The organism is Phyllobacterium sp. CL33Tsu, assembly GCF_900113985.1.
Taxonomy (GTDB): Bacteria; Pseudomonadota; Alphaproteobacteria; order Rhizobiales; family Rhizobiaceae; genus Phyllobacterium; species Phyllobacterium pellucidum.
The window spans coordinates 402,198-416,468 of record NZ_FORJ01000002.1; the positions used below are offsets into that span (position 1 = coordinate 402,198).

At 60.9% G+C, this 14,271-nt stretch carries 14 protein-coding genes and 1 riboswitch; of the genes, 4 read left to right on the forward strand and 10 right to left on the reverse strand.

What is annotated here, in order from left to right; genetic code table 11:
• Positions 1-55 precede the first annotated feature (55 nt).
• On the forward strand, positions 56-1,171 hold the full coding sequence (locus BM074_RS11585) for a cobalt-precorrin-5B (C(1))-methyltransferase (protein WP_091922122.1): 1,116 nt from the start codon (positions 56-58) through the stop codon (positions 1,169-1,171).
• A complete protein-coding gene (locus tag BM074_RS11590) occupies positions 1,158-1,907 on the forward strand; it encodes a cobalt-precorrin-6A reductase (RefSeq protein WP_091922124.1) in 750 nt (249 codons plus the stop codon). Before BM074_RS11585 ends, BM074_RS11590 begins: the two co-directional genes overlap by 14 nt.
• On the opposite strand, the gene cobM is transcribed toward BM074_RS11590, so the two are convergent.
• From cobM to BM074_RS11605, 3 genes are read right to left on the reverse strand one after another with little or no spacing between them, the layout of a single operon-like run.
• Complete coding sequence (cobM, locus tag BM074_RS11595) at positions 1,899-2,660, reverse strand: precorrin-4 C(11)-methyltransferase (RefSeq protein ID WP_091922126.1); 762 nt, start codon at positions 2,658-2,660, stop codon at positions 1,899-1,901. The genes BM074_RS11590 and cobM overlap by 9 nt on opposite strands.
• On the reverse strand, positions 2,657-3,064 hold the full coding sequence (locus BM074_RS11600; RefSeq protein WP_091922128.1) for a cobalamin biosynthesis protein: 408 nt from the start codon (positions 3,062-3,064) through the stop codon (positions 2,657-2,659). Before BM074_RS11600 ends, cobM begins: the two co-directional genes overlap by 4 nt.
• Positions 3,061-3,492: a tellurite resistance TerB family protein gene (locus BM074_RS11605; RefSeq protein WP_027231771.1), complete on the reverse strand. Its 432-nt coding sequence runs from the start codon at positions 3,490-3,492 to the stop codon at positions 3,061-3,063. The genes BM074_RS11600 and BM074_RS11605 overlap by 4 nt, the downstream gene beginning before the upstream one ends.
• A 170-nt stretch (positions 3,493-3,662) precedes the next feature.
• Here BM074_RS11605 and BM074_RS11610 point away from each other — a divergent pair, with 170 nt between their 5' ends.
• Together BM074_RS11610 and BM074_RS11615 are read left to right on the forward strand one after the other, a co-directional pair.
• Positions 3,663-4,451: a TSUP family transporter gene (locus tag BM074_RS11610; protein ID WP_091922130.1), complete on the forward strand. Its 789-nt coding sequence runs from the start codon at positions 3,663-3,665 to the stop codon at positions 4,449-4,451.
• Positions 4,452-4,589: 138 nt separating this feature from the next.
• Entirely contained in the window at positions 4,590-5,234 is a 645-nt protein-coding gene (locus tag BM074_RS11615) for a glutathione S-transferase family protein (protein WP_091922131.1), read from the forward strand.
• Positions 5,235-5,270: 36 nt separating this feature from the next.
• Here the strand turns inward: BM074_RS11615 and cobO are convergent, their stop codons facing one another.
• From cobO to BM074_RS11650, 7 genes are all read right to left on the reverse strand, one after another.
• Positions 5,271-5,909: a cob(I)yrinic acid a,c-diamide adenosyltransferase gene (cobO, locus tag BM074_RS11620; protein ID WP_027231774.1), complete on the reverse strand. Its 639-nt coding sequence runs from the start codon at positions 5,907-5,909 to the stop codon at positions 5,271-5,273.
• Between the two features lie 26 nt (positions 5,910-5,935).
• Entirely contained in the window at positions 5,936-9,667 is a 3,732-nt protein-coding gene (gene cobN, locus BM074_RS11625; protein ID WP_091922133.1) for a cobaltochelatase subunit CobN, read from the reverse strand.
• 12 nt (positions 9,668-9,679) lie between these two features.
• Positions 9,680-10,732 carry a cobalamin biosynthesis protein CobW gene (gene cobW, locus BM074_RS11630; RefSeq protein ID WP_091922135.1) on the reverse strand — a complete coding sequence of 351 codons (1,053 nt, stop codon included), beginning with the start codon at positions 10,730-10,732 and terminating at the stop codon, positions 9,680-9,682.
• 4 nt (positions 10,733-10,736) lie between these two features.
• Positions 10,737-11,261 carry a bifunctional adenosylcobinamide kinase/adenosylcobinamide-phosphate guanylyltransferase gene (gene cobU, locus BM074_RS11635; RefSeq protein WP_091922136.1) on the reverse strand — a complete coding sequence of 175 codons (525 nt, stop codon included), beginning with the start codon at positions 11,259-11,261 and terminating at the stop codon, positions 10,737-10,739.
• On the reverse strand, positions 11,261-11,992 hold the full coding sequence (locus tag BM074_RS11640) for a CbtA family protein (RefSeq protein WP_091922138.1): 732 nt from the start codon (positions 11,990-11,992) through the stop codon (positions 11,261-11,263). Before BM074_RS11640 ends, cobU begins: the two co-directional genes overlap by 1 nt.
• A gap of 127 nt (positions 11,993-12,119) precedes the next feature.
• Positions 12,120-12,296 carry a CbtB domain-containing protein gene (locus BM074_RS11645; RefSeq protein WP_027231779.1) on the reverse strand — a complete coding sequence of 59 codons (177 nt, stop codon included), beginning with the start codon at positions 12,294-12,296 and terminating at the stop codon, positions 12,120-12,122.
• A gap of 48 nt (positions 12,297-12,344) precedes the next feature.
• Positions 12,345-12,579: riboswitch (cobalamin riboswitch) on the reverse strand.
• Positions 12,580-12,727: 148 nt separating this feature from the next.
• On the reverse strand, positions 12,728-14,176 hold the full coding sequence (locus tag BM074_RS11650; protein WP_091922140.1) for a cobyric acid synthase: 1,449 nt from the start codon (positions 14,174-14,176) through the stop codon (positions 12,728-12,730).
• Between the last annotated feature and the right edge of the window lie 95 nt (positions 14,177-14,271).

Here is a 14,271-nt window from a genome sequence, read left to right on the forward strand (position 1 = left end):
ATGAACTTATCGGAAAAATCATGCAACGGGCGATGGAGCCCGCTATAAGGAGCCCATGAACGACGAACCCGATGCCGGGCTGCGCAAACCCGACGAGACCAAGGAACGGCCATTGCGGCGCGGATGGACCACGGGCGCCTGCGCCACGGCGGCCACGAAGGCAGCTCTGATCGCCTTGATCACTGGCGAGTTCCCCGATCCAGTCGCCATCATTCTTCCGAAGGGCGAGGTGCCGCACTTTCAGCTCGCGATCGAATCGATCGGCGACGGCTACGCCATGGCCGGCATTGTCAAAGACGCGGGGGATGATCCTGATGTCACGCATGGTGCGACGATAATCTCCACCGTCTTCCCGGCTCCGCCCGGAAGCGGCATCCAGTTTGTCGCCGGCGAAGGCGTGGGCACGGTCACCCTGCCCGGCCTTCCGATTCCGCCCGGCGAGGCCGCGATTAATCCGGTTCCGCGCGAGATGATGACGAAAATTTGCGAGGAGATTTGCGCCCAATACGAATTGCCTACAGACCTCGTGATTACCATTTCGGTGCCGGAGGGCGAGGACCTCGCCAAGAAGACCTGGAATCCTCGGCTCGGCATCGTCGGCGGCATTTCGATCCTCGGCACCACGGGGGTCGTTCACCCCTTCTCGTGCTCGTCATGGATCCACTCGATCCATCGCGGCATCGACGTTTCGCGTGCGGCTGGCCTTACCCATGTGCTCGCGGCAACCGGTTCCACCTCCGAAGATGCGGCGCAGGCAATTTACCACCTGCCCGAAATCGCGCTGCTCGACATGGGGGATTTTGCCGGCGGCTTGCTCAAATATCTGCGCGTCCACCCCATCGACCGGCTGACGATTGCCGGCGGTTTTGCCAAGCTTACGAAACTTGCGCAAGGGGCGCTTGATCTTCACTCCGCGCGCAGTCAGGTCAGCATGGAATTCCTCGCCGATGAGGCGACCAGGCTCGGCTTGAATCCTGACATGAGGCAGCGGATTCTCGATGCAAATACCGCGCAGGAAGTCCTTGAACTGACTCAAGAACTTGGTATCGACCTCGCCGCCCCCATCGCGGTGAAGGCCAGGGAAACTGCCATCGCCGCCCTCAAGGGGGCCCCGGTAGATGTCGAAGTCATCGTGACGGACCGCAAGGGAGCAATCCTTGCCCGCGTCTGATCGGCCGATCCTCATTCTTGGGGGAACGGCTGAAGCCTCCAAACTTGCAGCCCGCCTCATGGAGAGCAGCTACCGCGTCATATCTTCGCTCGCCGGACGCACGAAGGACCCGGCGAGGCCCGAGGGCGAAGCGCGAATCGGCGGCTTTGGCGGTGTAGCGGGCCTTTGCGATTATATCGCCAGCCAGCATGTAGCTCTCCTTATCGACGCCACGCATCCCTTTGCGACGCAGATTTCGGACAACGCGATCGCAGCCGCCGCTGCGACGGATCTGCCTTTCGTGCGATTGGAGAGGCCGGCCTGGCTGCAACGGCCGGGCGACGCGTGGACGACCGCCATGACGCTCGAAGAGGCGGTAGCGGCGATCCCAACCCGGGCACGCGTGCTGCTTGCGCTCGGCCGGCAGCACATCGCGCCGTTTGCGCGCCGCGGTGACGTGCATTTCGTCGTCAGGATGATCGATCCGCCGGAAGTGCCCCTCGGCCTCATCGACTACGAACTGGAGTTGTCCAAACCCGGCAGTCTTGAGGAGGAAACAGCCATCCTTAAAGCAAAACGGTTGTCGCACATCGTGTGCCGCAATTCCGGCGGCACGGCATCCTACGCGAAGATAAGGGCCGCACGCGAACTCGGCTTGCCAGTGATCATGATCGAGCGACCGCATCGCCCGGGCGCCAATACGGTCCCGGACATCGACGGCGTTATCGAGTTCGTCGAGGCAAATCTCTCATTCTGAGCGCTGGCGCAAGCTGTGGCTGTGGCCCTTGTTGTAGAGGGCTGAGTCGCGAAATGCATCGGCCGCGAGGCCGCGACCGACAAAGATCATCGCGGAACGGGTGAGACCGGAGGCAGCGATCTTGCCGCCGATATCGTCAAGGTTCCCGTGAATGAACTGCTCGTCCGGCCAGCCCACCCGATAAGCAACAATGACCGGGCAATCTGCGCCATAAAGCGGCGTCAATTCGGTCTCGATACGCTGGAGGTTGCGGATCGACAGATGGATCACGAGCGTCGCGCCGGATTTGCCAAGCGTCTGCAGATCCTCCCCCTCCGGCATGGCCGAAGATTTCATCGACGTGCGCGTGAGGATGATCGTCTGGCAAACCTCCGGTACGGTCAGCTCTTTCTTGAGCGCGGCGGCGGCTGCGGCAAATGCCGGCACGCCCGGCGTGACATCATAATCGATGCCGAGCGCATCGAGCCGGCGCATCTGCTCGGCCACCGCCCCGTAAATCGACGGATCGCCGGAGTGGACGCGCGCAACATCCTTGCCATCCGCATGGGCTTTCTCGAACTCGGCGACGATCTCATCGAGCGTGAGCGAAGACGTGTCGACCACCCGCGCCCCGGATGGCGCCTCCGCCACCATTTCCGGCGGCACGAGCGATCCCGCATAAAGACAGACCGGGCAGGACTGGACGAGTTTCAGCCCGCGAACTGTGATAAGGTCTGGCGCCCCTGGTCCGGCGCCGATGAAATGAACTGTCATGATGAACCTGCCGCATAATTCTTCGCCGCAAGCGCCGCGGTGGCATGCGCCGATTTGGTCTTGCCGACCAGCAATATGCTATCAGGACCGGCGCCGACAAGCGCCGCTGCCTCTGCCACTCCATGACAGCCCATGAGCGCAAACACCCTTTCGGACGGGTTGAGGAGGCGCGGCGTCTGCTCCTCTAGCAATTGCGCACCGAAACATTCGAGCCGGAGACCTAGTCCGTGTGCCGCCAAGACGAGGGCCGGCTCGCCTGCGCGCTGGTCGATCGAGTAGACACCCTTCAGATCCTTTGCGGCAACCCCTGCCTGCTCCAGCACCTTCCTCGCCAGTGCCGAAACTTCCTCGGATGCACAGCCCCGTTCGCACCCGAGGCCAAGCGCGTAGCCCCGCGACGTCATCCGCGGTTCTTGTGCAGTTCTTCCGGGGTAACGCCAAGCAGCCCGGCCGTCGTGCGGATCAGGTTTGCTTCCTTCGGGTCAAGATCGTTGTCGGCGTTGGCGATCGTAAGAAGATGGCGCAAGAGTTGCACCTTGCGCTCGAATGGCACGTCCGAAAATGCCAGCACCGCCTGCTTGCTCGTCGTTTCGTAACCAAAATCCTTGAGATATTCCGCGACCTCGGCGAATTCATCGCGCGGTATGCCGAAATCGGTCTCGGCAATGCCGAGGATCGCCGCATATTCGGTTTTGTCGGTCTTGCCGTCGGCCAGCGCGACGTGCAACAGCAGCAACAGTTCGGCGGTCAGCACCGGGTCGTCGGCGACCTTCTGTACCGCGCTTTTCGCCCCAAAAAATTCACTGATCCGGTCAAAAATACTTTCGCTCATCGTATCCCCGCGTTCTGTCGCAAAACGATTGCAGTGCAGCGCGCCGAATTCAAGTGCCGAAACAACACACTGTCGGCCGATTCGAACACGGTTGCGCGACCCGGCGTGAAAATTGCTCGCCAACGAAGCAGATCCGTCTATGGTCCCGCCGCGTCGCAGCGAGAATCCAGATGTCCGCCTTCTTCGAAAACATACCCATCCTTCTGATCATTGCCGCCTTTGCCGCAGGCTTCATCGACTCGATCGCCGGCGGCGGCGGGTTGATCACCGTGCCTGCGCTGCTCCTTGCAGGCTTTTCGCCGGTAGAATCGCTCGGCACCAACAAGTTGCAATCGCTGTTCGGATCGGCATCGGCAACGATTGCCTATGCGCAGAAGGGTTTTGTGCATCCGAGCAAGCAACTCCCCTCGGCATTGATGTCGGCGATCGGCGGCGTGGCGGGTGCACTTCTCGCCGGGTTCCTGCCGGGCGACGTATTGCGCGCTTTCCTGCCTATCCTGCTGATCGCCATCGCCATCTATTTCGCCGTAAAGCCGAACATGGGCGACGTCGATCGTGCCCAGCGCATCACGCCTTTCATGTTCGGCATAGCCGTCGTGCCGCTCATCGGCTTCTATGACGGCCTGTTCGGTCCGGGAACGGGATCGTTTTTCATGTTGAGCTTTGTTTCTCTGGCCGGCTTCGGGATTTTGAAGGCGACGGCCAATACCAAGCTTCTCAACTTCGCCTCCAATCTCGGCGGCTTCGTCACCTTCGCCTTCCTTGGGGTGATCAACTGGAAAGTCGGGTTGCTGATGGGCATTGCCCAGTTTGCAGGTGCCCGCGTCGGCGCGGGCCTGGCCATGCAGATCGGCGCAAGGATCATCAAGCCCTTGCTTATCATCGTGTGCCTGGCGCTCGCCGCAAAACTCTTGCTCGATGCTGACAATCCGCTGCGCGTCTGGCTCACGAACGGCTGAGATTGGTCGGACGTTCCTCGGGAGTTCGCGGCCTTCTTGCAACGAATGAAAATAGTTCACGACCGGTGTCGATTTCCGGCAAACTCATTCGTCACGAAGGGAAGCGAAAGAATTCGCCCAGGCAAGGAAACGAATGCGATGACAATCACTATCACAGCATTTGAACGATCGCCCGATGGCGGCAAGGGATTGGCGCGCGATACGCGCGTTCGTTGGGCGCTCGAAGAAGTCGGCCAGCCCTATGAGGTTCGTCTCGTTTCCTTCGCCGAGATGAAGAAGCCCGCCCATCTGGCCCTCCATCCCTTCGGCCAGATCCCAACCTATGAGGAAGGCCCACTGTCGCTGTTCGAGACGGGCTCGATCATCTTGCATCTTGCTGATCAGCATGAAAGCCTTCTACCGAAGGAAAAGAATGCCCGCGCGCGTGCCATCACGTGGATGTTTGCCGCACTTAACACCGTCGAGCCGCCGATCCTCGAATTGACGACGGCAAGAATATTCGAAAGTGACAGACCCTGGAGCGCCGAGCGCCTGCCATTGGTAAAGGACCGTGTCCGCGCTCCACTGCACAAGCTCTCCGCTCACCTGGGCGCCGACGAGTGGCTTGATGACAGGTTCAGCGCGGGTGATCTGTTGATGGTTTCAGTTCTGCTGCGACTGAGAATGTCGGGCATTCTGGACGAATATGAAAACCTCGCCGCCTATGTGGCTCGCGGGGAAGCCCGGCCCGCCTATAGACGCGCTTTTGCCGCGCAATATGCGATCAACGCACCATCGGCCTGACATACCAACTCATGGAATTGAGCCAGAAGCTACGGCCTAGAACTCGATGCCCTTCTGCGCCTTGATGCCGGAGCGGAAAGGATGCTTGATCATCTCCATCTCGGTAACGAGATCGGCGAACTCGATAAGCTCGTCCTTGGCGTTCCGCCCGGTGATGATCACGTGTTTCATGTGGGGCTTCTGCTTCAGGACGTCGATGATCTCCTCGACGGGAAGATAGTCGTACCGCAGCGCGATGTTGAGTTCGTCGCACAGGACGAGTTCGGTCTCGTCATCGAGGATCATTGTCTTGGCCTGCTCCCAGGCATTGCGCGCCATGGCGATATCGCGGGCGCGATCCTGGGTTTCCCAGGTGAAGCCTTCGCCCATGGCCGAGATCGTCACCTGGTCTGGAAATTTCTCCAGAACCCAGCGCTCTCCCGTATCCCAGGAGCCTTTAACGAACTGGACGACGCCGATCTTCATGCCATGACCGAGTGCGCGAAAGACGACGCCGAACCCTGCGGTCGATTTGCCCTTGCCCTTCCCCGTATTGACGATGACGAGGCCCTTCTCGTCCGTCTTGGTGGCGAGAATCTTGTCGCGCACCGCTTTCTTCTTGCGCATCTTGTCCGCGTGGCGCTCGTTGATTTCCTCTTCGGTCATGTTCAGAAGTTTCTGTGATTTTTCAGACATTTGGCGTTTCCTTCAGATTCTTTTTATCAGGCCGCGAGCCGGCTGAGCTCAAAACGTGCCGAATTGGAACGCGGCGTCCAGAAACCGCGTTCGACCGCTTCTTCGAGTTTCTCGGCCATCTCGCGCAAGGCATGCGGGTTCTTTTCATTGAGGAAGGCGCGCACATTGTCATCGACCACAAATGCCTGGTACACCGCCTCGAAGTGGTGATTGCCCACAGCGCCGGTCGTGGCGGCAAAAGCGAAAAGATAGTCCACCGTCGCCGCCATCTCGAATGCGCCCTTGTAGCCATGGCGCATTACGCCGCTGATCCATTTCGGATTGGTGACACGGCCGCGCACTGTCCGGGCGATCTCCTCGTCCAGCGTGCGGATGATGGGCTTTTCAGGGCGCGAATGATCGTTGTGGTAGATCGTGGGCTGAGTGCCCGAAAGGCGCTCGACCGCCGCCGACATGCCGCCCTCGAACTGGTAATAGTCGTCAGAATCGAGAAGATCATGCTCGCGATTGTCCTGATTTTGCACCACGGCCTCGACCGAACGCAAGCGCTCTTCGAGCAATCCGCGTTCGGAGCGTCCCTCCTCGCCCGCGCCATAGGCATAACCGCCCCAGACAAGCCACGCCTCAGCGAGGTCATCGCGCCTGTCCCAGTGCTTTTCGTCGATCAGGGTTTGCAAACCCGCCCCGTAGGCGCCGGGCTTCGAACCGAAGACGCGAAATCCGGCACGCTGCCGGGCCGTCTTGTCATCGATTCCCTCGCCAAGCATCCGTTCGCGTTCGCTGCGCATGCGCGCCGCGATCGGATTGTCCGCAGCGTCCTCGTCAAGTCCGCCAACCGCCCGCACTGCGGTGTCGAACAGCGCGATCTGATCGGGAAACGCATCGCGGAAGAAACCGGAAATGCGCAAGGTGACATCGACGCGCGGGCGGCCGAGCGTTGCAACAGGCACTATTTCGTAGCCGGTGACCCGGCGCGATGCCATGTCCCAAACTGGCTTGACGCCGATCAGGGCCAGGGCCTGCGCAATATCGTCGCCGCCGGTGCGCATGTTGGAGGTGCCCCAGGCCGTCAGACCAAACGATGTCGGCCACTCGCCATGGTCCTGCGTATAACGGCGGATAAGGAGATCGGCCGACTTCTGCCCAAGTTCCCACGCGGCCGGTGTCGGCACGGCGCGGCTGTCGATCGAAAAGAAATTGCGGCCCGTGGGCAATACGTCCGGCCGGCCCCGCGTCGGCGCGCCGGAGGGTCCCGGCGCGACAAACCGGCCATCAAGTGCCCGGAACAGGCCGTCCATTTCGGCCTCGCCGCAGTCCGCCACGGCCGGCCCGAGTGTCGCCCGTATGCCCTCAAGCACGGCGTTAGTCGCAGCCCAATCGGCTGGACACGGCGCCTCCTCGGCAACAAGCCGTGCGGCGAGCAACTCGATGCGTTCCACCGTATCACCGGCGATACGCCAATTGGCGTCCGATTGCAGCGCCAGACATTCCGGTCGCGGTCCATTCCAGACTGCAGCCATATCGCAATCCAGCGGGTCAAAGCCGTCGAGCCCGAGATCGCGGGCGATCGCGCGCTGCAGGCTTTGGTCTGCGCCGATGCCGGAGCCGCGCGGCACGCGGGCGAGCGCGACTACGAGATCCGTCAAAAGCCGCCCCTGCGGCGATTGCCCGAATATATGGAGGCCGTCGCGAATCTGCATTTCCTTGAGATCGCAGAGATAGGCATCGAGCTTCTGCAGCGCGAGGTCGTCGGCATCGTGGTCATGGATACCGGCATCGTGGTCGAGCCCGATATCGCGCACCAGATCGAGGATCTGCACCTTGAGCCGCACCAACCGGCGCGGATCGACGCCGGACGCTTCATAATATTCATCGACAAGCGCTTCTAGATCCTTGAGCGGCCCATAACTCTCGGCGCGCGTCAGCGGCGGCGTCAGATGGTCGATGATGACGGCCGAGGACCGGCGCTTCGCCTGCGTGCCCTCGCCCGGGTCGTTGACGATGAACGGGTAGATGTGCGGGATCGGCCCAAGCACCGCTTCCGGGTAACAGGTTTCGGAAAGTGCCAGCGATTTGCCGGGCAGCCATTCAAGGTTGCCGTGCTTGCCGACATGGACGATCGCATGCGCTCCATAGACTTCGCGCAGATAGGCGTAAAAAGCGAGATAGCCGTGCGGCGGAACGAGATCAGGAGAGTGATAACTATCCTTCGGATCGATATTGTAGCCGCGCGCCGGCTGGATCCCGACGAGGGTTTCGCCAAAGCGGGCAAGCGGCAGCGCGAATGCTTGTCTTCCCTCAAGGAAAAACGGATCGGCTTCAGGCTTGCCCCAGCGTTCGGTAGCGGCTCGCTGAATCGGGATCGGAAGGGATGCCAGGAAACGATTGTAATGATTCAGAGAAATGGTTTCGCGAATCTCGCGGCCGTCGCTCGCCGCATTGGTCGGCCCGGCCATCAGGTGTTTTATAAGTGCATCGCCATCCGCCGGAATGTCCGCGACCGCATAGCCTTGCTTCATCATCTCGGTAAGTACACCCCAGGTCCCGGCTGGCGTATCGAGGCCGACGCCATTGCCGAGCCGTCCATCGCGATTGGGATAGTTGGCCATCACCAGCGCCACACGCCTCTCCCCCGCCGCCGCGCGCCTAAGCGCCGACCAGTTCGCCGTAAGTTCAGCCACGAATCCGATGCGGTCCGGCATGGGCTCGTGCGTGACGATATTGGCTTCGACAGCCTCATCGAACGTCCGTGCCGACTTGAACGAGACGGCGCGGGTGAGAACCCGCCCGTCCACTTCCGGCAACGCGACATTCATGGCGAGATCGCGGGCAGACAAACCTTGATCCGAAGCGCGCCACTGCTCGGCGCTCGATCCTGAAAAAATTACCTGTAGAACGACCGCGCCATCATGTTCGAGCACGGTGGGCTTGCGCGCAGCGCCGGGCGCCGAAACCGCAAATCCCGTGGCGTTGAGGACGACGATGGGTGCCGCCTCGCCGAATATGCTTTCAAGCGTCGCCACGGAAACCGGGTCTTTCAGGCTCGATACAAACACGGGCAAGGGATTGAGACCCTTGAGCCTCAAGGCATCGACCAGCGCCTCGACCGGTTGGGTCTGTCCGCTCTGCACCAGTGCGCGGTAGAAGCAGATGGCAACGATCGACGCGTCCGCCTGCCAATGCGACCGCAACAGGTCGAGCGATGGCGACGGCTCGCCGGGCCACCACAGGCCTGCCTTCAGCAGTGGCGCCGCCTCCTGCGGTTTCTCGGCTCCATCGACAATCGCGCCGCAATAGTCGAGAAAACGGCTCGCGTTTTGCGCACCGCCCTCAAGCAGATAGTGCCAGAGCGCGTCTCGATCTTGCCGCAGCACCGTCGAAAAGCGATCAAGGCCGGGATCGGGTTTGTCGTCGCCCGGAAGAACCGCCAGCTGCACCTTGTGATTGATCGCGCAGGCGTGGAGCGCTTCGAGACCATAAGGCCAGTAGCTCTCGCCGCCGATGATGCGCACGACAATCAGTTTGGCGTGACGCGCGGTGCGTTCGACATAGGCATCGACCGACATCGGATGCGCCAGCGCCATCATGTTGGCGAGGCGCAAGGAGAGCCCTTCGCCATTGTGGCGCTGGGCCGAGGCAAGGCTGGCCAGCTCCGTATCGGCCGCCGAAAGAAAAAGCACGTCTCCCGGCGTCTGGCCGAGATCGATTGCCTCGGTGCCTTCGGCTATCGTGCCTTTCTGGGCAAGCAGGAGATGCATCAGTCTTCCCTATCAGGCAGCCGCCGCGTTCATCGCCGATTCGATGGCTACCGCGTCGATATCGTGAAGGCCGATGACGACGAGCCGTGTCTGCCGCTCCTCGCCCGGATGCCAGCTGCGATCGAAATAATGCTCGATGCGCGAGCCTACCGCCTGGACAACGAGGCGCATCGGCTTGCCCGGAACATCGACGAAGCCCTTGAGGCGCAGAACGTCATGATCGGCGATCACGCCTTTCAGCTTCTCGACAAAAGACTTCGGCTCGGAAACCGGCCCGAGGCCAACGACGAAGCTCTCGAATTCGTCATGGCTGTGTTCCTCGCCGGCTTCATGCTCCATCTCGTGATGCGACTTGCGGTTGGCAATATCCTGCTCGGTACCGACGCCAAGGCCAAGCAGCAGTTGGTTGCTGATCCTGCCGAAGCTTGCGGGGATCATGTTGAGGGCACGCACCGAACGGCTTTGTACGTCGCCCTTCACCCCGTCGAGTTCATCGCCGCTGATGAGATCGGTCTTGTTGAGAATGATGAGGTCCGCCGCGCGGATTTGGTCCTCGAAGAGTTCTTCGAGCGGGCTCTCATGGTCGAGCGATTCGTCCTGCGACCGCTGCGCGTCGACCTTGTCGTGATCGTCGGCGAAGCGACCTTCCGAAACTGCGGCGGCATCGATAACGGTCACGACGCCGTCGACAGTCACCTGCGTCTTGATCTCCGGCCAGTTGAAGGCCGCCACCAGCGGCTGCGGCAGCGCAAGGCCAGAGGTTTCGATGACGATATGGTCAGGACGATCGGGCCGATCGAGCAGTTTTGTCATGGTCGGGATGAAATCATCAGCCACGGTGCAGCAGATGCAGCCATTGTTGAGTTCGATCACATCCTCGTCGCGACAAGCCTCAATACCGCAGCCCTTGAGCAACCCGCCATCGACACCGAGATCGCCGAATTCATTGATGATCAGCGCGATGCGCTTGCCATCGGCATTCTCGAGCAGATTGCGGATCATCGTCGTCTTGCCCGAACCAAGGAAGCCGGTGATGACCGTTGCTGGAATCTTCTGACCCTGCATGTTGTTATCCCTTCATTTTGAGCGGCAGACCTGCTGCTACGAAATAGACTGTTTCCGCGGCGCCAGCCACGGCCTGATGAAGACGTCCGGCATGATCGCGAAAGTCGCGGGCCATGCGGTTCTCCGGAACGATGCCGAGGCCAACCTCGTTGGAGACGCAAACGACCGCACCTTTAAGATGCGGCAGCGCTGCGGCAAGCCTTGCCGTTTCCGCCATGACATCGCGCTCGGCCATCATGAGGTTGGTGACCCAAAGTGTCAGGCAGTCGACAAGAACCGCTGTGCCCTCGGCCGCATGCACTTCCAACGCGGAAACCAAATCGAGCGGTTCTTCGACCGTCGTCCATAAGACGCCGCGCCGCGCCTTGTGCTGGTCGATGCGAGCGGACATCTCATCGTCCCACGCCCTGCCCGTCGCAAGATAGATTGCTTCGTTGCCGGATGACTCGATCAGTCCCTCGGCAAAGGAGGATTTGCCGGAGCGCGCGCCACCGAGCACAAACGTGACCCCGCGCTCCAGCACGGCCATCAGGCTTCAAGCTCCGAAGCCGCGTAGCTCTGGATGGCAAAGCCGAGCGCAGTGCCGAGCACCACCCAGAAGAAGAGGTTGGTCGCGAGCGTCGATACCGCGAACTCGGATGCCAATGTCGGCGGCACGGCGGAAGTAAGATCGTCCGCTTCCGGAGCGCCATAGATATGCGGCGCAACAATCAGCACGAGGCCGAGTACCCTCGCCCAGATTTCCTCACGCAGAACGATAAAGTAAACGCCGCCCGCCGTCAGCAGCACCGTGATGAGCCACCAGGCTTGCCGTGTCGCGAGATCGGCGGCGGGCATAGCCGGCAGTTCCGGCGCAAGGCTGAACGATGGCGCAAGGTTGAAGATGAAGAACCCGGCGAGGCCCCAATAAATGCCGTTCTGCACGGTGATCTTACGTCCAAGAAACAGGGCGGCCGCGCCCGTGATCAGAGCGAAACCCGCTCCGGCGACAAGATTGATCAGCAAGGTGTTACCAAAGCGGCCGAACGGCAGGGCCGGGCTTACCTCTTCCTCTTCGTGAGTGTGCGGCGCCACGGCAGGTGCTGTCTCGCCGGCGGCGGCAGGCGCTGCGGCATGCTCGTGCTCGTGGCCGCCTGCGGCGTTCTCATATTCTTCCGCGTGCAGGATAAGTGGCACGCTGCGCACATACATGGCTGGCGTCAACAGAATACCAGCAAACAGACCGGCCACGATCGTAGCCAGAAGATATTTAACCAACATCGATATCTCTCCGAATTCCCATATCAAGACACCGGGCTGTCGAAACGACACCCGGACCAGATAAACCCTCAGTTTTCAATGCTTAAGCGGTGGCGGCCGAATCATTACATCCAGCCGGGCTCCAACCTCAGTGGCAGGGGAATCCGTAGGAATGGCGGGTATCGTGCGCCGTATCGTGCAGCGTTTCGGAATGGGAAAGACCCACGCCATAAACGATGAACACGCCGAGCAGCATTGAAACCACCGCCGTCGTCAGACGCGATGCGAGCGGGAGAGATATCGTAGTCGAAGTACGTGCAGCCATAACAACCTCCGTGCAGGGCCAGAAGGGACATTCCCCTTCGGTCTTGGGCACCATTGCCCTATGACTGGCAGGTCTCCTGGCTCGCGGGTCGCAGGATCAATGCCGCCTTCCCGGTTTCCCAGTGGCTGCCCTCGGCTTGCGCCTCAGGCCTTGGCATGAATCCTCGCCGCTCTACAGTCGCGGGGTCGGCTGCGGTAGGGCCGCCCTGATGGGTACGGCCGTCGCATTCCCTTTTGATCCCATGGCCTTTGGCCGAACGGGAACCAATCATGGGTTGAACGTTATTCACCAAGCACCGAGAATGTCAAACGAAACCGCGCGACGTTTTTCGCTTTACTAAAGTCAAGGGACCACTTCGAGATCGGTGTTCCTGTATTCGTCATCCGTCGCCAGGATGGGCAACCGATAATATTTCGCACAGGTCTACATACTCAACGTGCGATCAATGCATGGAGATCGAGGACTTCAGCCAGTTGGTCGGCTATCGAATCGAGCGCGGCATCGACGCCCGCCCTGTAGTCGAAGGCATTTGCATTGATTCCCAGCGAACGCAGCAAGGCGGAGCGATAGGCATCGGTGCCGAACAGCCCGTGCATATAGGTCCCAAAGACCTTACCGTCGGCAGAAATCGCGCCATCCTCGACGCCGTTGATCATCGCCGTCGGGCGGCTGCAATCCGGGCCGGTCGTCTTGCCAAGATGGATTTCATAGCCGCTCAGCGGCACGTCGTATTGCAGCGAATGAGCCGCAACATTGCGAACGGTCTTTTCCGGCTCCATCACCGTTTCGATATCGAGATGCCCGAGGCCCTCGCTTTCCGTCGCTGCACCTTCGATGCCCTCAGGGTCGCGCACCGTGCGCCCGAGCATCTGATATCCACCGCATATGCCCATGATCGAGCCGCCGCGACGCCGGTGAAGGTTGAGGTCCTTGTCCCAGCCGTTTTCCCGGAAGCGTATAAGATCACCGATCGTCGATTTCGACCCGGGGATGATGACGAGACCGGCATCGACGGGCAGTTGCTCCCCGCTTCGGACAAACACGACATCGACATCAGCCTCGGCCATCAGCGGATCGAGGTCGTCGAAATTGGCAATGCGGTCAAGCACTGGCACCGCGACTTTCAGCGCGCGGCCGTTCCCCTTTACCAATCGCTCCAGCACGACGGAATCTTCCGCGGGAAGCCGGGTAGCATCCTTCAGCCATGGCACGACGCCAAATGAAGGCCAACCGGTGAACCGGGTGATTGCTTCCAACCCCTCGTCGAAGAGCGAGACGTCGCCGCGAAACTTATTGATGATATAGCCGATGATCGCGGCGCGATCCTCCGGCGGCAGGATCGCATGGGTGCCGACAATCGATGCGATGACGCCGCCGCGGTCGATATCGCCGACGAGAACGACCGGCACATTGGCGCGGGTTGCAAAGCCCATATTGGCGATATCGCCAGCCCGCAGATTGATTTCGGCAGGCGAGCCCGCGCCCTCGACGATGACGAGATCGGCACCATCGCAAACGATGTCAAAGGACTGCATCACGGCATCGAGCAGTTGCCCCTTGAGCTTCTGGTAGTCCCGGCCCTTCGCCTGGCCCCAGACCTTGCCTTGCACGATGATCTGGCTGCCGGTTTCCGACTGCGGCTTCAGGAGCACGGGATTCATGTGGATGGAGGACGGCACACCGCAGGCCAGCGCCTGCAACCATTGCGCCCGGCCTATCTCGCCGCCGTCATCGCTGACCGCCGCATTGTTCGACATGTTCTGCGGTTTGAACGGCCGGACAACCAGCCCGCGCTTGTGTGCAAGCCGGCACAGACCCGCCACCAGGACGGATTTCCCAACATCTGAACCGGTTCCCTGCAACATGATTGCGCGTGTCATGGGCTTTGAGTAGCGGATATGTCTTTCTCTTCCTAGTCCTGCCTTGGACGTTGCGCCCCGGGAAGCTTGGGATAGAGTGGCAAGCAATAAGAAAT